A 22304-nucleotide genomic window follows, 5' to 3' on the forward strand; every position below is an offset into this window, starting at 1 on the left:
TGTCAGCAACAGGCAAGATGCCTGTTCCAAAGAGAATGAAATTTTGGTGGGATGGGCATCCTACCCGCCCATAAAAGAAAGAGTGATTGCAAATAAAGGCATCTACGAAGCAACCAGGTTTCGAGAGCCGCAGAAAATCACTTTAATCCGATTTAAACTCACAACCCACAACTAAAAAGTAAAAAACTTGAATGTTTGCCTTGAATATGAACGATAAGAATTCCGAAAGAAGCATCATACTAATTGTCGATGACAACCAAACAAATCTTGACGTACTTTTCGAGTTGTTAAGGAATTATGGGTTTAAAGTATTAGTAGCTCTAGACGGCGAAAGTGCGATCGAGCAAATTGACTACATCCATCCCGACTTGATTCTTTTGGATATCATGATGCCAGGAATTGACGGTTTTGAAACTTGCCGACGTTTGAAAGCAGACTCGTCAACGCAAGATATTCCCATCATATTTATGAGCGCCCTTTCTGATACGCCTGATAAAGTAAAAGGCTTTCAGACAGGAGCCGTTGACTACATCACTAAGCCTTTCCAGCACGAAGAAGTTTTGAGCCGGATTCAAACCCACTTGACAATCCGCAGCTTGCAAAAAAAACTTGAAGAAAAAAACCTCGAACTTGCCCACCTCAACCAAAACCTGGAAAAACTTGTTGAACAAAAAACCAAGCAATTAATAAACCAGGAAAAAACAGCCATCATTGGACGTTTGACCCAGGGAATGGTTCACAACCTCAAAAGTCCGCTGCAAGTGATTCAGACTAGCGTCGATTTGATTGAAACAAAAGCTACACAAATTCAAGAAGACTCTCTGTTTAATTATAGTAAGTATATTTTTCAAGCGGTCACAAAAATCAATCAGATCATGGATACTCTGATGATGAAAAGCCGAAACGAGCAAAAGCAAGATTTGCACCCGGTGAATATCAACGATTTAGTGCAGAGAGAAATTCAGCTATTGGAAGGCAACCTGTATTTTAAAAACAAGATTAGAAAAAAATACTTTTATGACGAAGAAATTGCCAGCATTCCATTAATTTATTCCTATATTTCTCAAGTATTTTATAATTTAATAAATAATGCAATGGATGCTATGTGGGAAAAGAAAAGCAGAGAAATAACTATCGTGACTCGGCAAGATGACTCGAACATATATATGGATATTGCAGATACGGGATGCGGCATATCATCTGAAGAACTGCCAAAAATTTTTGACCCTTTTTACACATCCAAGCCGCCTAAAGGCGAGGAAAAAACCGAAGGAGAACCGACAGGTACTGGCCTAGGACTTTATACTTGTATTGAACTTTTAAAACCTTTTAATGGTGAGATTGCTATTAGCAGCAATCTCGGTCAAGGCAGCGTGTTTACAGTTGTGCTGCCCAAGCCACAGAAAAATTGAGCGACTCAACTGAGTTAAATCGTTGCCCGGTAGACAATGGTAATTAAGTTGGTAATTAGGTTTGTACCAAGCAATGCAAATCTTTGTTACTGTAGCAAGAGAGGACTTGCATTGCTCAATACAAATATGCGCTAACTGCAAGCAATTAAGCTAACACAATCTTAGAGCGTATTTTGTAAATCAACGGTAATTCTCGTACCTTGGTAATAATAGCATTCTTGAAAAAGAATAATGCCACTTTAGGCAAACTTTAAACGGCTATTTAAAATCTAAAGTTTCACAGGCTATTAGCCAGGCAAATTTTGATTACTCCGCGCTTTTTTGACTTGCCTCTTGCTATTCCCATGCCAAAGGTTGTAAATTAAAAGAGAGTTGAGTTGCAATATTGGTAAGAGTATAATAGTTTGGAGCCACTAGGTTTGGGGCGAGGCGGAAAACTTGCAGCGAAGAACTCAATTCTACCAATAAATCTGCGGGGTCTGCAAGCACACAGCGCACTCTCAATCGTGCGGTTCAAGTTCCCCAATCATGAGCTAGGTATCTGCATCCGCTGCTGAGATTTTATAATTACTAAAAAATAGCAAAAGGATAGCAGTAAAAAAATGCCACTGTATGCAAAAACCAAATGGTCATAGTCATCAGTCATTCCAAATCTCAAATCAAAAATATAAAATATAAAAGGGTATGACATCTATTTTTGAGTCAACTTTAACGCCTGCTTGTTTGAAAATTCTTTTAATAGAAGATTGTGCCGAAGATGCAAAACTCATTCAAGAATTACTGTCTGATTCCCAACTAGGACAATCAATTGATCTGACCAATGTAGTTCGCCTCCGAGAAGCTAGAGAAATTTTAAGCGACAAAAGTTTTGATGTAATTTTATTAGATACTTCACTTCCTGACAGCCTCAAATTTAATAATTTTTTCCGCCTTCAAGATTGCGGTATAAATACTCCGATCGTCATTCTGACAGCGGCCGATGACGAAGAACGGGCTGTTGAGTTAATTGCCGCTGGCGCCCAAGATTATCTGGTGAAAAGACAGCTAGACAGCCGGCTGCTGGTACGGACGCTCAGGTGTGCGATCGCCCGCCAGAAACGGCAAGCAGAATGGCAAAAAAGTCAAGAAAAATACCAGCAGGTTGTTGGCAATATCAAAGAAGTCGTTTTTGAGACCAATACTGCTGGCAATTGGACTTTTCTCAATCCGGCTTGGACGGAAATTACCGGGTTTACCGTTGATGAAAGCTTAGGGACTTCCTGTTTGAGTTACATTCATTCTGAGGATCAACACCAATATTTAAATTTGTTTAGAGGTCGGATACCAAATCAAAAAATATCCTGTTGTTACCAAAGTCGATATGTTACCAAAAATGGTGAGATTAGGTGGGTAGAAGTGCAAGAATTTTTTATTTTTGGCTGTAACGGCGAGGCTCAGGGTACGACAGGAACTATCAACGATATTACAGATGAAATTTTAGCTATTTCCGAACTAGAAGCTACTAAAAACTTTTTAAATTCTACGATAGATGCAGTTGCATATCCACTTTTGGTCAAGGATGAACAGCACCGTTGGATACTGTTAAATGATGCTTTTTGCAAGCTGATCGGGAAGCAGCGCGAGGAACTGCTGGGCAAATCGGATTATGACTTTTTCCCAAAACAAGAAGCGGAGATTTTTTGGCATACTGACGAACAAGTGTTTAGGACGGGGAAAGAAAACGAGAGTGAGGAAATATTTACGGATACCAACGGTGCAAAGCACATTGTGTCTACTAAAAAAACTGTCTTTGAAAATACCGATGGCAGTAAAATTCTCGTGGGGATAATTCGAGATATCACTCAGGATAGGCGAAAACAATTAGCCCAGCAAGAAAGCGAAGCTAGACTTCGGCAACTTACTGCCAATTTGCCGGGAATAATTTATCAATTTCGCCTATCCACCGACGGCGAAAAAAGTTTTCCTTATATTTCTTCGGCTAGCCGCGATTTATATGAATTGGAACCAGAAAATATTCAGCAAAATCCCCAACTACTTTTTAGTTGTATTCATCCAGACGACCGCCAAAAATTTGAAGAATCAATTGCTGTTTCTGCGGCCAATATGCAGCTTTGGTACCAGGAATGGCGCGCGATTTTCCCGTCGGGAAAAATAAAGTGGTTGCAAGGGGTTTCGAGACCGGAACGAGTTAATTTTCCCACAGAAATAGGGCAGGAAGGGGATATAGTTTGGGAAGGCATGGTGCTGGATATTACTGATTTAAAACATACCGAAGCAGCTTTGCGGGAGAGCGAAGCCAGATTTCGATCGCTCGTTGAGAATATTCCGGGGGCTATCTGCCGCAGCTTATACGATACTGAGTGGACGATGGTATTTATTAGTGATGAAATTGAGGTCATTAGTGGTTATCCTGCTGGGGATTTTATTGGCAATAACGGCTTGAGTTTTGCCAGCATTGTCCACGAGGCAGACAAGGAAATGGTCGATCGACAAATCAGCGCAGCAGTAGAGTCGAAACAGCCGTACAATCTAGAATACCGGATTGTTCGCCCTGACGGCGCGGTGCGGTGGATGTCAGAAAGAGGTAGGCCAACTTACAATCTAGAAGGGTTGGTTTTATGGCTCGACAGAGCGATTTTTGACATTACCGATCGCAAACAAGCCGAACTGACTTTGTGCCTGGTAACTCAAGCTGTAGAAAGTGCTAGTGATGCGATCGCGATCGCCGATTTGGACGGTTATTCCGTTTATCACAATCAAGCATTTATTCAGCGCTACGGCTATACAGTTGAGGAACTCAATAATGCCGGCGGCCCAGCAGTAATGTACCCCAAATCTCAAGATTTGAGAAAGTTGTTTAGGGTGCTGCGTAAAGGTTTTTCCTGGGACACTGAAATTGAAATCAAGACTAAAAATGGCGAAATTATAGAAAGTTTATTACGAGCTAACTGCATTAAAGATAGCGCTACTCAACCGATAGGAATGATAGCCATAATTTCCGATCTCACAGAAATAAAACGCACTGAATCGGCATTAAAACTAAGTCAAGAGCGCTTGCAGTTGGCGGTCTCAGGAAGTTCTTTGGGGCTGTGGGATTGGAATATAGCTACTGGCGACACTTATTTCGACTTTCATTGGAAATCAATGCTTGGTTACGCAGAAATAGAAATAGAAAACAACCTCAAAGGTTGGGAAAAATTGCTGCATCCCGATGATCGAGTGAAGGTAATGAAATCTTTGAATTCATATTTGGAAGGTGAGACTAATATCTATGAAGTTGAATTTCAGATGCTCAACAAAGCGGGCAATTGGCAGTGGATTCTGGCGATGGGCAAGATAGTCGAGTACGACGAATGGGGTGCGCCGTTGCGAATGACAGGCACTCACAAAGATATCAGCGCCCGCGTTGCAGCCGAAGCCGAAAAAACGCAGTTAATCGCATCTCTGCAACTAAGTGCCGAACAGTTGCGAACAGCACAAAGAATAGCCCGCATCGGCAATTGGGAATTTGATATAGAGGCAGGAATTATTACTTGGTCGGAAGAACTGTTTCGAGTTTACGGTCGAGAATTGAATCGGCCACCGACAATGGAAGAAATTTTAGAGCAAATTCATATCGATGACAAAGAAAGGTTTTCACAAGTTGTGCAAAACGCAATGACTGAAGGGACAGCTTACGACATCGACCACCGCATCTATTTTCCATCAGGAGAAATCAGGCACGTTAACGCTAAAGGACAATCTGTTAAAAATGAGTTGGGTCAGGTGGTGCGGCTGTTTGGCACGGCAATGGACATTAGCCATCGCAAAAAAGCAGAAATTGCTTTACAAGAAAGCGAACAGCGATTTCGCGCTGTATTTGAACAAGCGGCGATTGGCATTGTGAAAGTGTGGCCAGACGGTCAACTTTTGAATGCCAATCAAGGGTTTTGCAATATTGTCGGATACTCAGAATTGGAGCTGAAATCACGAAATGTTGGGGATATTTCTCACCCCGAAGATATAGCAGCAGATGTCGAGTCGCGGGACAGACTGTTAGCTGGGGAAATTTTTAATTATTCCATTGAGAAACGCTTTATTCGCAAAGATGGTTCATTAGTTTGGACTAATATGACTGTATCTTTAGTGCGGGAGGTGTTTGGCGAACCTACCTATGTAATTGGTGTGATTGAAGATATTAGCGCTCGCAAACTTGCCGAGGCTATTTTGCGCCAGCAATTAAAGCGAGAACGCCTGGTGGTAGGAATGCTGGAACGCATTCGCTCTTCTCTCAATTTAGAAGAAATTTTGACAAAAACTGTTGCTGAAGTACGGCAATTTTTACAAACAGACCGGACAGTAATTTATCAGTTTAATCCCGATTGGAGCGGTTTTGTAAATGTCGAGTCAGTGGGTAAAAATTGGCTGGCTATTCAGGGAATCACTATTGATGATTCCTGCTTTGAAGACAGCTATGCTTCTGCTTACGAACACGGTCGTACTGTAGCTGTGGATGATATTTACCAAGCCAATCTTTCCGAGTGCTACATTAATTTATTAAGTCAATTTCAGGTGCGAGCTAATTTGGTAGTGCCAGTTTTGCAAGGCGCGAAGTTGTGGGGGCTATTGATTGCTCACGAGTGCGCGGGTCCCCGCCACTGGCTGGAAATTGAGGTTGAGTGTCTCCAACAAATTAGCGTGCAGTTGGCGATCGCGATCCAGCAATCAATGCTGTTTGAGCAAGCACAAAGTGAAATTACCGATCGCAAACAAGCCGAGTCAGCTTTGCAGGAATCGGAAGCGCGAGAACGTTCAAAAGCCCTAGAGTTAGAAGCAGCTATTAACAAACTCCGAACGACTCAAGCTCAGCTCGTTCAAAATGAAAAAATGGTGAGTTTGGGTCAGTTAGTTGCTGGTGTTGCTCACGAAATCAATAACCCTGTTAGCTTTATTCACGGCAATATCAATCCGGCTCGCAATTACACTTTAGATTTGCTGGAATTGATTAAAGTTTACCAGGATTACTGTCCTAATCCTCCAGCCCAAGTCTTGGATAAAATTAATGAAATAGACTTGGATTATATTGCTGAGGATTTCCCGAGATTGTTTAATTCGATGCAAGTAGGAACCGAGCGAATTGTCGAGATTGTGAAATCGTTGCGTAATTTTTCCCGATTGGACGAGTCTGCTGGGAAGTCGGTTAATATTCACGAGGGAATTGATAGCACTTTGATGATTTTGCAAAATCGGTTAAAATCTCACAGCAGCCCGGGAGAAATTAAGATAGTTAAAGATTACCAACTATTGCCACAAATTGAATGTTTTCCTGGCGAGTTGAATCAGGTATTTATGAACATTTTAATTAATGCGATCGATGCTTTGGAAGAACGGGACAAGCAGCGTTCAATCGAGGAGTGCGATCGACATCCCAGCACGATCGTTATTCGCAGTTATCAGGCTGCTGCCGGCTTCGTAGCAGTATCTATTGCGGATAACGGGCGGGGGATACCGGAGTCAGTGCGACCGAGGCTGTTTGACCCGTTTTTTACGACTAAACCTGTGGGCAAGGGCACGGGTTTGGGATTGTCGATTTCTCACTCGATTATCGTCGATCGCCACGGCGGCAGATTGAGCTGTATTTCAACACCGGGAGAGGGAGCGGAGTTTTTGATTGAAATTCCAGTGCGATCGAATTTAACAGGTAGTAATTCAAATTTGGGGAAATAAATTAGCAATTGGTGATTGGAAATTGGGAAGCGGAAAAGGGTAATATCAAATACCGTAACATCGGAATTATACCCTGCCAGCGAGCATTATCCTTGATCCGGGTCACTCGATCGCATTCCGCTGGCAGTACAGTCATAAAATTATTATTACCATACTAAGGTCAACAATATGAGTTGTGAGTGAAAAATAAAACACGATCTTACTAATTACCAATTATAGTCATTTCAAATAAATGTGAGACAGAGGCAAGATCATGATAAAATCGATAAAAATAGTTAATTTAAAAAAATGGCTTACAGTCTAGACTATCGACAAAAAGTAGTCAATTATGTGGAAAATGGAGGGAGTATAACGAAAGCTGCCGCCATATTTAAGGTAGAAAGAGCAACAATTTATAGATGGCTAGGTAGGGAAGACCTTCGACCAACTCAGGTCACTCACCGTCAACGAAAGCTAGATTGGGAAGCACTCAAAAAAGATGTTGAAAAAAATCCGGAAGCAAGATTAGTAGAAAGAGCAAGAACTTTCGCGGTCAGACCGAGTGCCATCTGTTATGCCTTAAAAAACTGAAAATTACCCGAAAAAAAAATAACTTCGCTATCAAGAAAGAAATCGAGAATCAAGAAAGAAATATTACAGAAATCTCAGAGAATTAATTAAAGTTTATGGCAGCAAAAGCCTTGTATTCATTGATGAGTCAGGATTTGAGGAATTTGAAGGTTCTGTCTATGCCTGGGGAAAAAGAGGAAAGAAAGTCTATGGCGAAAGACCAGGGAAACGGGGAAAAAGAGAAAATTTAGTAGCAGGAAAAAGAAAAGGAAAGAAGGACTTAATTGCACCAATGCTCTTTATGGGTAGTTTGAATGCAGAAGGATTTGAAGGATGGTTATCTTTATATTTGTTACCAGATTTAACAAGTCCATCTATATTGATTATGGATAATGCACCCATTCATCGTAAGACGGTCATTAGACTATTGGTTGAGGATGCGGGTCATCAGATAATATTTTTACCAAAATACTCTCCCGACTTAAATGATATTGAGCATGATTTTAGTGCATTAAAAAGAGCTAAAATGTATGCGTCTCCTGGCACATCTCTTGATGAAGTTATTCGTGCTTATTGTGCATGAAAAATGTCTCATACTTATTTGAAATGACTATACCTGCAACTTTTACATAAAAATCGGGGAAGATTCCGAGTTACTGCTGGCGTGACAAATGCGATTTTTGCCTTCGGTTTTGGCTTGATAAAGGGCGCTGTCAGCGCTGCGAATTAGGGTGTGGGGAGATTCCTGGGCAGAAGGAATCGCTGTCGCAATGCCGCAACTGAGGGTAACGTAGGGGCCGATCGACGATCGCGCGTGGGGCAGTTTCAAGCTGGCGATGCCGTCGCAAATTTTCCGGGCGACAGCGTTTGCCCCTTCGGCGCTAGTGTTGGGCAGCACTAGGGCAAACTCTTCGCCACCGTAGCGGGCAGTCAAATCCCCAGCCCGGTTGGTGGATCTGGCGATCGCCCCGGCAACTTGGCGCAAACAATCGTCCCCGCCCAGATGCCCATAAAACTCGTTGTAAAGTTTAAAAAAGTCGAGGTCAAACATAATTAAAGACAGCGGAAGTTCCTCTCTTGCCAATCGGCGCCACTCTAAGCTCAAAACGCGATCGAACTGGCGGCGATTGGCAATGCCAGTCAGTCCGTCAGTAGTTGCCAGTTGCTGCAATTTTTGATTGGCTATTGCTAGCTTGCGGTAAAGTTGAGATTGTTCGATCGCGATCGCCACTTGATTTGCCAAGTGCTGTAAAAAATCAATTTCCCACTGCTGCCATTCCCTGACACCGCAGCAATTGTATGCTGTCAACATTCCCCACAAACTATTGCCCTTTTCTGCGATCGTATCCGGCCAATTTTTACCCTGCGCCTGCTGGTTGTCACTCGCCTGATGCCAAATATAATTTTCCGCTGCATCTTGATTTTTCTCGACTTCCCAAACAGTGGCTTCTTGTGTTTCTTTTGCCGTTTCCCAGTCGCCTGATTGCCAAATTGGCACGCTGATAACTGCTGCAATTTCACAATCTGCCAGCAATTCTTTGCAACTGCCAGCCAAGGGGGCAGTGCTGACATCTGCTATTGCTTGTACCGACTGGGATTCGACTAAAACAAAGCATGACACCGCCAAAGCAGCACTAATATTTTGGTTTTCAATATAACCTTCTGGCAAACCGTCACCGGCGACGATCGCACCTTTTTGCTCTTCCCCATCCAATTGAGACACCCAATCCTGACAGCGATAAATTAAAACGCGATCTGTTTGGAGGAATTGGCGCACTTCTGCAACCGTACATTGGAGAATGCTTGCCGGATCTATGGACGATCGAATATGTTCGATCATTTTGCCCAACAGCCGCTGTCGAAGAGCCTGCTGTCGCAACTGTTCTTCGATTTGCTGGCGTTCGATCGCGTAATGGATTGCCCGCACCAGCAGAGTTCTGTGAAATCTTCCCTTTACCAAACAATCTTGAGCGCCCCAGCGCAATACCGACCGGGCTATATTTTCATCATTGATATCTGTCAGCACCACAATTGGCAATGTGGGCCATCGCCCTTTCAAAACTGCGATCGCCTCGCTTCCTCTCAAGCTGTCTGACACTGACAAATCTAATAGTACGGCGTCAAACTTGTCTACTTCCAGACGCCCAACTCCTATCTCCAGAGATTTAACAGTTTGGAGAAGAAATAGAGACTCGCTGAATGACCCTAGAAGATCTTCGATCATTGTCGGAGCTCCGAGGTCATCCTCAACCAACAAAATTTTCAGACATTGGTTACATTTTAACACAACTATAGCGTTCGGAGCGGGTCGAAGGCAACTTTTTTTTGAGAGCGATACTTGCGATCGGCAAATATTTCGGCTTATCAAATTCACTATACACTCAAACTATGGATTTAGCCCTCCATTAAAGTTTACATATCCGGCGGCAGTGAAACGATTTCAAACCAATACTCACATACAGCCTTCATTACTTCAAGCAATCCTTCAAAAGTGACTGGTTTGGATATGAAAGAATTGGCTCCTAAGCGGTAGCAAAGCAAGATATCTCCTCGGCGGTGGGAAGTTGTGAGCATTACAACCGGAATTTGTTGCAAATGGGGGTCAGCTCTGATCGAAGTTAATGTTTCGCGCCCGTCCAGCCTCGGCATATTCAAATCCAAAAGTATCAAGTCTGCCTGATGCCAATTGCTGCTAGCCAAATATTGACCACGGCGGTATAAATAGTCTAGTACCTGTTCTCCATTTTCCACAAATTCGCTCGTAATTGCTAATCGAATTTCTCGCAGTGCTTCCTCCATCAAAAAGCGCGTATCCTCGTCATCGTTTGCTATTAAAAGAGTAAATTTTTTCTTTTTATAACTCACCGCTTTGCCTCACTACGAACGTCCTTTGTGAGGTTGCGTGATTTGGAGCCGTGTCTGAGTACCTGCACAGCATCTCTTTCTATCATCCGGTAAATCAGGCTGAGAACACTAAAAGTATGTTGCAGCCATTTCCCGTTTTTCTCTATTTGCAAAGGTTTGCGAATTATGCTTGTTTCACTTTCCAGTCTGTCCGAGAACCGGCAAACTGCAAACATATTACAAATCCTTCTCCGCGAACTACTAGGGAAACTATTGCATCCCAAAGCAAGATGCTCTGGATACTGTTGAAAAAAATTAACAAGTCTTGCGCGCACCGCTGATTTATAAGTTGTATAAGGATAAAGCTAATAGATTTATATTGATACATTTTTAGCTCGCTGTCATCAGTGAATATGCTACACTTTACAAGCATTTTTGTAAAGAAAACATAAAGATGATTAAAGCTTAAGTAAAGGACGAGTAACTCCTTCAGGCGGGATGTTGACTTCACTTTGGTATAGGAATAGAAAAATAAAAAGTCGAGCCTCGATTGGGTTCTGATTCTACCCACAGGCTGCCACCGTGTCGCTCGACAATTCTTTGACAAATCGCTAAACCGATACCAGTTCCCGAATACTGTTTTTGTGTGTGCAAGCGCTGAAAAATCTGAAAAATTCGCGGATGGTACTGTGAGGCAATCCCAATACCATTATCCTGGACTGAAAAAACCCAGCTATCCCCCTGATGCGAAGCCTGCACCTGCACCACCGGCGCCTCACTGCTGCGGTACTTAATGGCGTTACCAATTAAATTTTGAAACAGTTGCAGCAGTTGAAAACAGTCACCTGTTACCCTTGGCAAATTCCCCTTAGTAACTGAAGCTTGATTCTCGCGGATAGCCAAATGCAAATTAGCACAAGCATCCTCAAAAACCCGATTGCAATCTATCATGTCAAAAGGTTTCTGACTGCGGCCGACCCGCGAATACTCCAGCAAGTCATCAATCAGCGCCTGCATCCGCTCGCAAGAATTAACAATATTGCGGATGAATTTATTCCCTTGGGCATCAAGTTGGTTGGTAAAGCGTTTTTCTAATAGTTGAGCGTAGCCGGCAATCGTACTCAAAGGCGCTTGCAAATCGTGAGAAGCCACGTAAGCAAACTGTTCTAGTTCCGCATTAGAACAAGTTAATTCTTGAGCGTAGCGGGTTTGAGTGTCTAAACTCTCTTGCAGCAATTCTTGTACCAGCTTGCGCTCGGAAATATCCTCGATCGCACAAATCAAATACTGCAGCGTCCCCTTGACATCGCGCATTGCCGAAACAGTAACATTTGCCCAGCGCACTGCCTCATCTTTGCATAGCAAACGCTTTTCCACAGAAAAAGTTTGAATCTTCCCGGATAACAGTGAACGCAGGTATTCTCTGTCCACTTCTCTGTCATCTGGGTGAGTAATTGCCTCCCAATTTTGCTGTAACAATTCGGATTGTGCATAGCGGACAATTTGACAAAAGCCGGGATTTACCCGCATAAATTTACCGCAAAGCGCGGTTTTAGCTATGCCGACCGCAGCTTGCTCGAATATCGCGCGGAAGCGTTCTTCGCTGTCTCGTAGGGCAATTTCTGCTCGTTTGCGATCGGTAATGTTACGAAATGTTACTGCCAGACCATCGTTTAATTTCACAGCCACAATGTGCAGCCAAACAATAGTATCTCGCTCCTGTTCGTAATAAAATTCTTGGTCTACAGTTTCTCCTGTTTCTACTACAGACACATACAAATCAAATAACCCGTTATGGCTAACTTGGGAAACTTTCGCTAACAAATTTTTGCCAACTATGTCATTTAATAGCAGACCATAAAATTTTTCAGCGGCCGGGTTGATCAAGAGCCACTGGAAATCTACAATATTTCCCTCACTGTTGCGGACAGCAGAATAAGCCACCACACAGTCTAATGAACTATTTAATATGCTAGAAAGCAGCGACTGGGACTGTTGCAGTTGATAATTTTGTTCTTTTAATTGCTGTTGCAGTTTTTGCAAGCGGACTTGCTTGTCGATGCGTGCTAAAACTTCTTCTACTTGAAATGGTTTAGTAATATAGTCAGCACCTCCTACTCGAAAAGCTTGTAACTTATCGTTCATTTCATCTAATACGCTTAAAAATATCACGGGGATTTGTTCGGTTTCCGGTGTCGCTTTCAGTCTCCGACAAACTTCATAACCGTTCATTTCCGGCATTCTAATGTCGAGTAAAATTAAATCCGGGCAATGGCCGATCGCAACATTCAACGCCAGTGGACCGCAAATAGCTCGGTAAACTTGATACCCCTGGGATGTTAGCAGTTTGGATAAAAACCGCAGATTGCTTGGTTGGTCATCAACCACCAATACTTTAATTTCGCTATTATCCATTTATTTTAAACTCGATTGAGTTAAATCCATTATCTTGTCGAGTCGGTAATCGGCAAGCAAATCTTTTAAAGCCTCAGCTAAAGTTGGATGACTTTCCCAGATGCGATCGACAAGTTGAATCGCCAGCTCTTCATTAACATCATTAGCTGCTTCGTAGAGTTCCTGCACCCAGCTTTGAGGCATTTGAGCCAGTAGCTCTCCGAAAAATGAATCGGGTTTTTCGTTCACACAATAACGCCGTAAAGCCCCGACTGGGAGCCGGGGCAACTCTTGATAAAGATAGCGCACTTCCAAGTAGCAAGCCATCTTATCAAAGAGGATTTGTTCTTGAAAAGGTTTTCGCACAAAATCGTCGCAACCTGCGGCGATAATTTCGCCTTTTTTTTCCTCAAAAGTGCTAGCAGTCAGAGCAATAATTACAGTTCGCCACTGAGTTTGTTTCTCTTTCGCTCTAATTTGTCTGACAGCTTCAAAACCGTCCATTACCGGCATTCGCGTATCCAGCCAAATTAAATGAGGCTGCCAACTTTCCCAAAGTTCAACCGCTTGGTAGCCATTTTCCGCTTCTCGGACTTCAAAACCAATTGGTTGCAACATTTTAACCAGCAGCAGCCGATTTTCTTGATTGTCGTCAACTGCTAAAATCCGATAAATCGGTTGATCTGCTTCTAGCCCGATCACGCGCTGCAATGTCGCCACTGTTATTTCAGACGAAATAGCGGCAAATACTCGGATATTAAATTTAAAACTTGTTCCCTCACCTAAAACACTTTTTACCCAAATATCCCCACCCATTATCTGCACGTATTTTTTAGTAATTGTCAAACCCAACCCCGTACCATCAGCCGCTTTTCTCCCCGCTTGTGTTTGCACAAAAGCATCAAATAAAGTATCAATTTCTGCTGCTGCTATGCCAACTCCCGTATCTTCAACTTCAAACAAAATTAACAAGGGTTCGACTGAGGTAGAGTTAGGATGACTTTCCGATTCTGTCGGCTGCTGCTGGTTGGTTTCCACGCTCACGCGCAGCCAAATACGGCCCCCGTCGTGAGTAAATTTCATGGCATTTCCCAGCAGGTTAATTAAGCAGACGCGCAGCTTGTTTTCGTCAGTTTTTATATATTGGGGAACATTTGCCTGGACGGAAAATCTCAGTTGCATTTTTTTTGTTTCAGCTTTGATTTGAAACATTTCTTCGAGAGTGTCGAGGAGTTGATAAAGGTCAAAGCTGCGTTCATCTAAGCCAATTATCCCTGCTTCTATTTTCGACAAGTCTAAAACATCGTTAATTAGTTCCAGCAAATGTTGACCGCTGCGGTTAATAATTCGGAGGTTTTCAAGATTTTCGTGGCTGAGCAAAGAGTCGCGACTCATGACTTGGGTAAAACCCAGGATGGCGTTCAGGGGCGTCCGCAATTCGTGGCTCATGTTGGCAACAAATTGACTTTTTGCGAGCGATGCGGCGGCTGCTGCTTCTTCGGCTTTTTTGCGTTCTATTATTTCTTCTTGCAGTTTTTTATTGCGATCGAGCAATTGTTTTTTCAGTCTCTGGATAGTCAGTTGGTGTTCGATTCGTGCTAAAACTTCTGCTACATGAAATGGTTTTGTGACATAATCTACCCCTCCAACTTTAAACGCGGTTACTTTGTCCAATACTTCATCTAAAGCACTGATAAAAATAACGGGAATTTCTGAAGTATTCGGATCTTCTTTGAGCTGTGTGCAGACTTCGTAGCCGTCCATTTCCGGCATTTTGATGTCGAGCAAAATCAAATCGGGAGAACCAGAGCGCGCGGCTCTGATTGCCATTTTGCCGTTAATTACGCCGCGGACTTTGTAGCCCCGATCGGACAGCGTTGCTGATAAAACTTGCAAATTTTCTGGAGTATCGTCAACAATTAATATGTTGCCTTTATTTTCTTCTATTTGATTTTTGGTCATCGATCGCTATTTTTTGTTAATTTAATGTTGAAATTATGAAAAGTGGTTAAATGTTCATTATAGCACTCCCTCCTCAATGAACTCCTTTTCTATTTACAGAACTTATCCTAGTGAAGATTTGGGATGTGAGATTTGAGATTAAAGAATTGAGAATGACTGATGATTACCAGGGTGTGGAGCTTGGCTATAAGTCAATTAGCCGATCGCCCGCAGGCCAGTTTACAAATAGGCGATCGACATACACGATCGATAATCCTGAACCTGCCCGTATCTCTTCTTCTTTCATCCTTCAACAATTTCTAAACTCCTCAATCAAATCGATAATCCGATCGCATCGGAAGTTATTCGCCAAATCGGCGAGCGCGCTGCGGAAACTAGCATTAATAGGAGGAATCGACAACAACAGCCGAAAAATCTCCTCGTTATCAACCGCATCCGCCGCAGAATACAATTCATCAATCCATTCAGCAGGCATATCTTCCAAAAATGAAGAATTGAGCGTCAAAGCCAAATCAGCCGTTTCGGTTGCCGTGGAAACCTCAGCGGACACCGCAGCATCAGAACTTAGCGAAGCTTCTCGATCGTAAACATAGCGGACTCCCAGATACTTAGCCATCTTTTCCAGAATCACTTGCTCTCGAAAAGGCTTCGCTACAAAATCATCGCAACCAGCAGACAAAATCAGCGATCGCTCCTCATCAAAAGCACTTGCAGTCAGAGCAATAATCACCGTTGCTTGACCTTTCAAATGCGCTTTAATCTGTTTAGTAGCTTCGTAACCGTCCATCACCGGCATCCGCATATCCATCCAAATCAAATGAGGTTCCCAACTCGACCACATTTCCACAGCTTGAACGCCATTTTCAGCTTCCTGCACCGCAAAGCCGAGCGATGTCAGCATTCTGACCAACAGCAAGCGGCTTTCCAGGCGATCGTCAACAGCTAAAATCCGGTATTCTCGCTGTCCGGGTTCGAGACCAACCACTCGGCGAGCTGTTTGAGCAACCTGAATTTCCACTGCATTAGGGAGCGAGACTTTAACATCAAATCTAAAAATGCTGCCGCGACCGAGGGTGCTTGTTACCGTCATCTTCCCTCCCATTAACTGAACGAACTGCTTGCTGATTGGCAAGCCTAAACCGGTTCCTTCTTGAGCTTTTTTCCCGCTTTCTGTTTGCGCGAAAGGTTTAAACAAATTCTCCATTTCTTCCGCAGAAATTCCTGAACCTGTGTCTTCCACTTCAAATAGCAATGAGCACCTCTCACTTAGCGAATTTTCTGGAGAGCTTTTATTTTTTAGCAGCTCATGTTTGACTCTCAAATTAACACCACCTTCCGCAGTAAATTTAATAGCATTCCCGACGACATTTATCAATACTTGTCGCAACTTACTTTCATCAGTTTCTATATATTGAGGTAGATTTGGTGGGCAATCAAAAATCAACTGCAAACCTTTTTTTTCGGCTTGCAGCTTCAGCATATGTTCAGTATTTTTTATCATTTTGTGCAAGTCGAAAGTGCTGTTATTAAGTGTGACCAGGCCGACTTCAATTTTTGACATTTGCAGAATATTGTTGATCAGAACAAGCAAATGTTCTCCGCTCTGAATAATAATTCCTAAGTATTGCTGTTGATCGGCACCGAGGTCTGGGTCGCGGGCTAGCAGTTGGCTGAAACCGAGAATGGCGTTGAGGGGAGTTCGCAATTCGTGGCTCATATTCGAGAGAAACTCGCTTTTTGCTCTGTTCGCTCTGTCGGCTTCTTCTTTAGCTTTTCGTAGAACTATTTCAGCTTGCTTCCGTTCGGTAATATCGCTAGCAGTTCCTGTTGTGCCGATGATGTTTCCTTCAGCGTCCATGCGCGCGATCGCCTTGGTATTTACATCAATCTTTCTGCCGTCTTTTCCTAATACTATATTTTCGTACTGAAACACATTTTTTCCCGTTAGCAAGCGCTGCTGAAGTTCCCATTTCCAGTCTATTTCTCCTGGAGCTAAAAAATCGCTAAAAGAACAGCCGAGCATTTCTTCAGGCTCGTAACCGTATATTTGTTTAACTGCTTGGTTCACAAAAGTAATGTGTCCTTGAGCATCACAAGACCAGATAATATCTTGGGAAGTTTCAACTAAATGACGGTATTTTTCTTCGCTCTCTGCTAGGGCTATTTCTGCTAGCTTGCGTGGGGTAATGTCCATCAAAGTTGTGAAGAGTTTTGTCACTTGCCCTTGTTGGTTGACAACTACTTCTCCTCTGGCTTCGATGTAGCGGATAAAGCCGGCTTCACTTATTTGTGACGGGGAATTATCCGCAGCAATTTGGGCTTCCGGTCGCAGAATTCGATATTCCAAACTGTAAGATTGCCCGCTAGCAATAGCAGTGTCGATCGTTGTTTGCCACTTTTGTCGATCGTCCGGATGTACGTATTGCGAAAACTCAGCTAGTGTTGGCGCAGGCTGGGTTGGATCGAGCCCAAAAATCCGAGATAACTCTTCCGACCAAGTAGTTGTGTTGGCAGAGAAATCGCATTCCCAATTACCGACACGGGCGATTCTTTGGGCTGCTGCTAAAGAAGCCGCTACAGCTCGGAGTTTTTCTTCGGCTAATTTGCGATCGCTAATATCTTGAATTACAGAAATTACGCAAGTCTCGCCATGAATGTCAATGATTTCTGCTGACAACAGCCCGGTTCTGAGTTCCCCTGTTTTAGTGCGAAAATCAAATTCGTAGTTGAGAATAATTTGTTTTTCATCTAACATTTTAAACAACTCGGCGCGGGCTTGTATATTTTCCCAAAGATTCAAATCAAGCGCCGTGCGATCGAGGATCTCTGCGGCTGAATAACCGATGCTCTGGCAAAAAGCCTCATTAATTTCTAAATAACGACCGTCATTAAGTCTGGTAATAGCAATCGGGTTGGGAGAAGAACGAAAAGCTTTAGCAAACTTTTCCTCAGACAAGCGCAGTTGTGCAGTCCGCTCCTCGACTAAAGTTTCCAGTTCTTGATTCAGCTTTTGGAGTTGAGAATTTTGTTCCGCTAATTGCTTCTCCCTAAAATAGCTGTTAATCGCTTCTTTTACCGTCAACTTCAAATCTTCCGACTGCCAAGGTTTCGAGATGTATCGGTACAATTTAGCATATTTAATAGTATTCGCCACTGCTTCTAGGTCTGCTTGCCCCGTCAGCATAATTTTGATAGTTTTTGGCGAAATTCTGTGAATCTGCTTCAGCAATTCGTCCCCTTTAATATTCGGCATCAGATAGTCGGAAATTACTGCTACAATTTCGCAGCCCTCTGCCAGTAATTCCTCGATTAACTCTAAAGCATCTTCCCCGCCTTCAGCGGTTTCTAATAAATGTTCTTCCCCCAGGGTTTTTTTTAACTCAATTTTCAAACTTTGAAGAATTATCGGTTCGTCATCCACGCAAATAATCACAGGTTTATTATTCATATTTTTGTCAAACCAGATTTTATAGTTTCTACTAATTCTTTGCGCTCCCATGGCTTGTACAAACAACGGTGCAAGTTTGCTTGCTCTTTCACCCGTGCTATCGCTACTTCGTCGGCTTGCCCTGTCAGCATGACTTTCACAATTTTAGGATATTTTTGGTGAACCATAATCAAAAAATCATCTCCTTTAATCCCTGGCATTAACCAGTCAGATACTATGACCAAAATATCACTTTCATCTTCTTTTTGAATTTCCTCCATAATTTCCATAGCTTCATCTGCATTTTCTGCTACTTCATAGAGGTAAGCATCCCCAAATTCTTTTTTAAGTTGAATTTTTAAACTATTTAAGACCACAACTTCATCGTCAACGCACAAAATTACTGGTTTAGGCATAAAGCTTCACTTCTATTAAAATTTAAAACTTCGGTATTCCCCTCTTTTTTTTATTGCTCTCAAGGAATTTCGATAGGCAAGAATATAGTAAATTTTGTTTGACCAGGCACGCTTTCTACGTGCAGTTCACCTTGGTGTTTTTCCAGGATTTTTTGAACTATATCTAATCCCAAACCACTACCTTCCCCTGGAGGTTTAGTTGTGAAAAACGGCTCAAAAATTCTCGGCATAATCTCTGGGGGAATCCCTGGACCACTGTCAGTAATACTGACTGATATTACGTTCGCTTGGTGTTTGACATCAATTTTTAACACTCCTTTGTTGCCCATCGCTTGTAAAGCATTGTGAATCAAATTTGTCCAAACTTGATTTAGTTCATCAGGATAGCATAGCACAGAGGGCAAATTAGTACCATAGTTTCTGACTACTTCCACACCGTGTTTGATTTGGTAGTGGTAAAGCGTTAAAACAGTATCAATACCGTCGGTAATATTAGCGATAACTTTGGAACCAGACTGGTCGTAACGAGAGTAGCTTTTCAAAGCAAAAACGATTTTGGCTGCCCGATCTGTGGCAGTAGCAATATTTTTAGTGCTTTTTTGTACCGTAGCAAATTGGTAGGCGGTTTGTACAATATTTCGACTTTGGCTGTCTTTCAACAAAGGTAAAAAAGGTTCTACATTATTGCCGATGCCGATATCTAATAATGTACAAGCAATACTGGCGGCGTCGTCAATTTTTTCTGATTCTAATTGCCCCTGCAAAAGTTTTTTTAACTGACGTTTTTCTTTACTAGATAATCTATCTGTTTCTTGGCTGGACTTGTGTAGCAAAGCAAAGAAATCCTGTCGCCGTTCCGGGGATAGTTGTTGAAAAAATATCGGCAACTGCTGCAATTGTTCCGTCCAGAAGTCGGCGATGTTCTGCACAGAAGAGCGAATCGCCCCTAAAGGAGAATTGATTTCATGAGCAACTCCGGCAATTAACTGTCCGAGGGCTGCCATTTTTTCTGATTGAATGAGTTCTTTCTGAGTCCGCTTCAGTTCTTCTAAGGTATGAGATAACTCTGCATTTTTTTGGCACAGGGCTGACTCGGCTATTTTGCGGGCGTTGATGTTGCGGGCAACCCAAATGACTGCATCTTTTGAGAACAGAGAAATGCAGGCGGAAAACCAAATTTCGCGACCAGAAACTGTTAAGCTGTAGTCAAAATTGAGAGTTTGTTGTGTTTCTAACACTTGCTGAACTAACACCCACCAATCATCCGGGTTTTCGTCGTCAAAAAAATGTTCTATGGTCAAGCTGACTATATCACAATCAGGCTCAGAAGCCGCTGCCACATTCGTTGGCAAAACTTCTATATTCCGCTGACTGTCTAGCACGAGAACGATGTCTGTCATCGCTTCAAAAACGGCGCGGACTTTCTTTTCTGAAAAGTGTAATTTTTCTTCGAGCAATTTTCTACCGCTAATTTGTTGCTGCAATTCTTCGTTACTGGCTGCTAGTTGAACCGTGCGGTCTAGAACTCGCTGTTCGAGTTCGGTGTTGAGGCGGCGAACTTCAGCTTCAGCGGTGGTGCGGTCTTCTATTTCCTTTTTTAACTGACTGTTGGCATTAATTAATTCTAAAGTTCGTTGTTTAATTTGTTCTTCCAAATTATCATTTAAAGTTCGCAATTTTTCCTCTACTTCTGTTCTCCGCAACGCTTCTTTTTGCAATTCTTCGTTCATTTTGTTCAACTCCTGAGTTTTGTGTGCAACTGTTTCCTGCAAAAGCTCGACATTTGCGTGCATTTCTACCGGATCTAAGGCTTGCAGCAGGCTAATTTCAGTCACAATTCCGGCTAAATATCCTTCTTCGTCCACTACCACCAAGCGCCGGATGCGGTGCTGCTGCATTAACTGATGAGCCTGCCACAAAGTGGCTTTTACCTGCAACTGTATCAGCGGAAAACTCATCGCGGCGGTGACGGGAGTGCCTGCGAAATCTAGTCCAGAAGCTTGGAATTTAACAATGTCGCGTTCTGTAATTATGCCCACAGGTTTCTGATTTTTGTTGCCGCTGTCAGTGCCAATGACTATGCAGCTTTTTCCCTGGGATATCATCTGTTTTGCGACTTCTAAAACTGAGGCGCTGCTTGAGATAACTATTACTTGTGCGGTCATAATTTCTTCGGCGCGCCACATTTTCAGTAAGTCTGCCGGTTTGAGGAGTTGACGGATGCTTTCGCAGGTGATAGCCCCTAGCAAGTTGCCACCTTCGTCTAGGAGGGGTAAATGACGGATTCTTTTTGAGTGCAATATATTTAATACCTTGAAGATATTCCCCGCTTTATCGAGGGAAATAGCGATCGGGTTTTCAGTCATCACCTCAGAAATTGCCACCCCTGCTAGCGAAATACCGCTAGCAGTTATTTTCACAACATCGCGCTCTGTAAAAATTCCGAGCAATTGCTGCTCAAACCCGATTAAAATGCAACTGGCACTCGCCTCCGTCATGGCAGCAATTGCGACTTTCAAGGGTGTGTCTGGAGGCAGCACCGGCGGTTTGGGGTCGATCGCCTGTTCTAGCAAGCTTTGGGCATCAGAAATTATTGTTGACATGGGCAAATTAAGGGGGATAGATGCAGGTGGAACCGGCACTTAATACGATTTTAGATTTCCGATTTTACAGTCACAGCACGCTCACCGCAATCGAGATTTGACATCGGTCTAGAGTTGCATTTTTACTAGCGCATTGGTATGATTTTTAGTGCGATCGCGCTAAACGGCGATCAAAATTGATACCATACACGTCCTTTGGCCGATAACTGATGTTACTTCTATTTTACCCAAATGTTTTTTCACACTTTTTTTAACAATCTCCTTTTCCCACCCGCTGCCTTAGTCGGCGGGTATGGTGGTAAAGAACGGCTCAAATATTCGTGGCCAAATTACCGGCTTATTCAGTTGCCACTGACGAACAGGCTTGGATTTTCTGCTCTCACCTCTACTTTGAAAAATCGGCAATTCTCTATAGCTTGTAAAGCATTGTGCCTCAGATTTATCGAAAATTGTTTTACTTCGTCTGGACTCGACAACAATTGGGGCAGTTGAATTTGAGAATTTATGACAAGTTTTACTAAGTATTTTAGTTATTTTGATTAAAAGTTAGTATAGTTTTAATGGGTCAGTAATTTGGGAAATCAGTTTGCTACTATCATAGATTTATATAGCAAAACCATTGGATTTATAAATAATCGATTCAATCATCACAAGCGTTTCAGGTTATTCTACATTCACGACTCAAATAGACTTGCTATATCAATTTTTTTAATTAAAAATTACTTGTATGGCTCTCTAGCAAATTTTGTTGACAATATGTGAACAAATGACAGAGAATATCTGCCTGAATCAGTCATTTAAGCAGCCTTTGATGAAATATGTGATAGCCGTGCAACTTTAGGGATTGCTTCTGTTGAGCAAGTAGGTTACTATATTCAGCAATTTCGCGTTTTATTTCTGTAAGTTCTTGCCCTACTGGAGTTTAGACTAAGAAAAGCTGGCTCAGTTAGAAACTGAGGCATAAAAAATCAATTGGGCAGCCAAATATATG

At 42.6% G+C, this 22304-nt stretch carries 12 protein-coding genes and 1 pseudogene; 4 read left to right on the top strand and 9 right to left on the bottom strand.

Annotated features, from left to right (window positions below):
* Positions 1–191 precede the first annotated feature (191 nt).
* Complete coding sequence (locus tag QUA53_RS22005) at positions 192–1412, top strand: hybrid sensor histidine kinase/response regulator (RefSeq protein ID WP_333100034.1); 1221 nt, start codon at positions 192–194, stop codon at positions 1410–1412.
* Between the two features lie 336 nt (positions 1413–1748).
* Here the strand turns inward: QUA53_RS22005 and QUA53_RS22010 are convergent, their stop codons facing one another.
* Positions 1749–1901 (bottom strand): hypothetical protein, encoded by a 153-nt coding sequence (locus QUA53_RS22010; protein WP_333100033.1) that lies wholly within the window; start codon positions 1899–1901, stop codon positions 1749–1751.
* Between the two features lie 195 nt (positions 1902–2096).
* On the opposite strand from QUA53_RS22010, the gene QUA53_RS22015 reads away from it, so the two are divergent.
* The 3 genes and pseudogenes from QUA53_RS22015 to QUA53_RS29330 all read left to right on the top strand — a co-directional run bounded on the left by QUA53_RS22015 (position 2097) and on the right by QUA53_RS29330 (position 8250).
* Entirely contained in the window at positions 2097–7118 is a 5022-nt protein-coding gene (locus tag QUA53_RS22015; protein ID WP_333100032.1) for a PAS domain S-box protein, read from the top strand.
* A 288-nt stretch (positions 7119–7406) separates the two neighbouring features.
* Positions 7407–7774, top strand: a pseudogene (locus tag QUA53_RS29325) (IS630 transposase-related protein).
* A gap of 32 nt (positions 7775–7806) precedes the next feature.
* Positions 7807–8250: a transposase gene (locus QUA53_RS29330; RefSeq protein ID WP_445305246.1), complete on the top strand. Its 444-nt coding sequence runs from the start codon at positions 7807–7809 to the stop codon at positions 8248–8250.
* A 42-nt stretch (positions 8251–8292) separates the two neighbouring features.
* On the opposite strand, the gene QUA53_RS22025 is transcribed toward QUA53_RS29330, so the two are convergent.
* The 8 genes from QUA53_RS22025 to QUA53_RS22060 form a co-directional block, all read right to left on the bottom strand.
* The gene (locus QUA53_RS22025) at positions 8293–10041 is read right to left on the bottom strand and encodes a diguanylate cyclase domain-containing protein (RefSeq protein WP_333221259.1); all 1749 of its coding nucleotides are present in this window, start codon (positions 10039–10041) and stop codon (positions 8293–8295) included.
* Between the two features lie 38 nt (positions 10042–10079).
* On the bottom strand, positions 10080–10532 hold the full coding sequence (locus QUA53_RS22030; protein ID WP_333100030.1) for a response regulator: 453 nt from the start codon (positions 10530–10532) through the stop codon (positions 10080–10082).
* On the bottom strand, positions 10529–10747 hold the full coding sequence (locus tag QUA53_RS22035; protein WP_333100029.1) for a hypothetical protein: 219 nt from the start codon (positions 10745–10747) through the stop codon (positions 10529–10531). The genes QUA53_RS22030 and QUA53_RS22035 overlap by 4 nt, the downstream gene beginning before the upstream one ends.
* A gap of 271 nt (positions 10748–11018) precedes the next feature.
* On the bottom strand, positions 11019–12926 hold the full coding sequence (locus tag QUA53_RS22040) for a PAS domain S-box protein (protein ID WP_333100028.1): 1908 nt from the start codon (positions 12924–12926) through the stop codon (positions 11019–11021).
* The gene (locus tag QUA53_RS22045; protein ID WP_333100027.1) at positions 12927–14867 is read right to left on the bottom strand and encodes a response regulator; all 1941 of its coding nucleotides are present in this window, start codon (positions 14865–14867) and stop codon (positions 12927–12929) included. It lies immediately after the preceding gene.
* A 289-nt stretch (positions 14868–15156) separates the two neighbouring features.
* The gene (locus tag QUA53_RS22050) at positions 15157–18315 is read right to left on the bottom strand and encodes a PAS domain S-box protein (protein ID WP_333100026.1); all 3159 of its coding nucleotides are present in this window, start codon (positions 18313–18315) and stop codon (positions 15157–15159) included.
* The gene (locus QUA53_RS22055) at positions 18312–18710 is read right to left on the bottom strand and encodes a response regulator (protein WP_333100025.1); all 399 of its coding nucleotides are present in this window, start codon (positions 18708–18710) and stop codon (positions 18312–18314) included. The genes QUA53_RS22050 and QUA53_RS22055 overlap by 4 nt, the downstream gene beginning before the upstream one ends.
* A 59-nt stretch (positions 18711–18769) precedes the next feature.
* Positions 18770–21313 (bottom strand): CBS domain-containing protein, encoded by a 2544-nt coding sequence (locus QUA53_RS22060; RefSeq protein WP_333100024.1) that lies wholly within the window; start codon positions 21311–21313, stop codon positions 18770–18772.
* Between the last annotated feature and the right edge of the window lie 991 nt (positions 21314–22304).

This window comes from Microcoleus sp. Pol12B3 (assembly GCF_036701355.1).
GTDB lineage: Bacteria > Cyanobacteriota > Cyanobacteriia > Cyanobacteriales > Microcoleaceae > Microcoleus.

Bases quoted from the DNA above. Each gene is read 5' to 3' on its own strand.
- QUA53_RS22005 (WP_333100034.1), top strand. From the start codon at position 192: ATGTTTGCCTTGAATATGAACGATAAGAATTCCGAAAGAAGCATCATA.
- QUA53_RS22015 (WP_333100032.1), top strand. From the start codon at position 2,097: ATGACATCTATTTTTGAGTCAACTTTAACGCCTGCTTGTTTGAAAATT.
- QUA53_RS22035 (WP_333100029.1), bottom strand. From the start codon at position 10,747: ATGTTTGCAGTTTGCCGGTTCTCGGACAGACTGGAAAGTGAAACAAGC.
- QUA53_RS22040 (WP_333100028.1), bottom strand. From the start codon at position 12,926: ATGGATAATAGCGAAATTAAAGTATTGGTGGTTGATGACCAACCAAGC.
- QUA53_RS22045 (WP_333100027.1), bottom strand. From the start codon at position 14,867: ATGACCAAAAATCAAATAGAAGAAAATAAAGGCAACATATTAATTGTT.
- QUA53_RS22050 (WP_333100026.1), bottom strand. From the start codon at position 18,315: ATGAATAATAAACCTGTGATTATTTGCGTGGATGACGAACCGATAATT.
- QUA53_RS22055 (WP_333100025.1), bottom strand. From the start codon at position 18,710: ATGCCTAAACCAGTAATTTTGTGCGTTGACGATGAAGTTGTGGTCTTA.
- QUA53_RS22060 (WP_333100024.1), bottom strand. From the start codon at position 21,313: ATGTCAACAATAATTTCTGATGCCCAAAGCTTGCTAGAACAGGCGATC.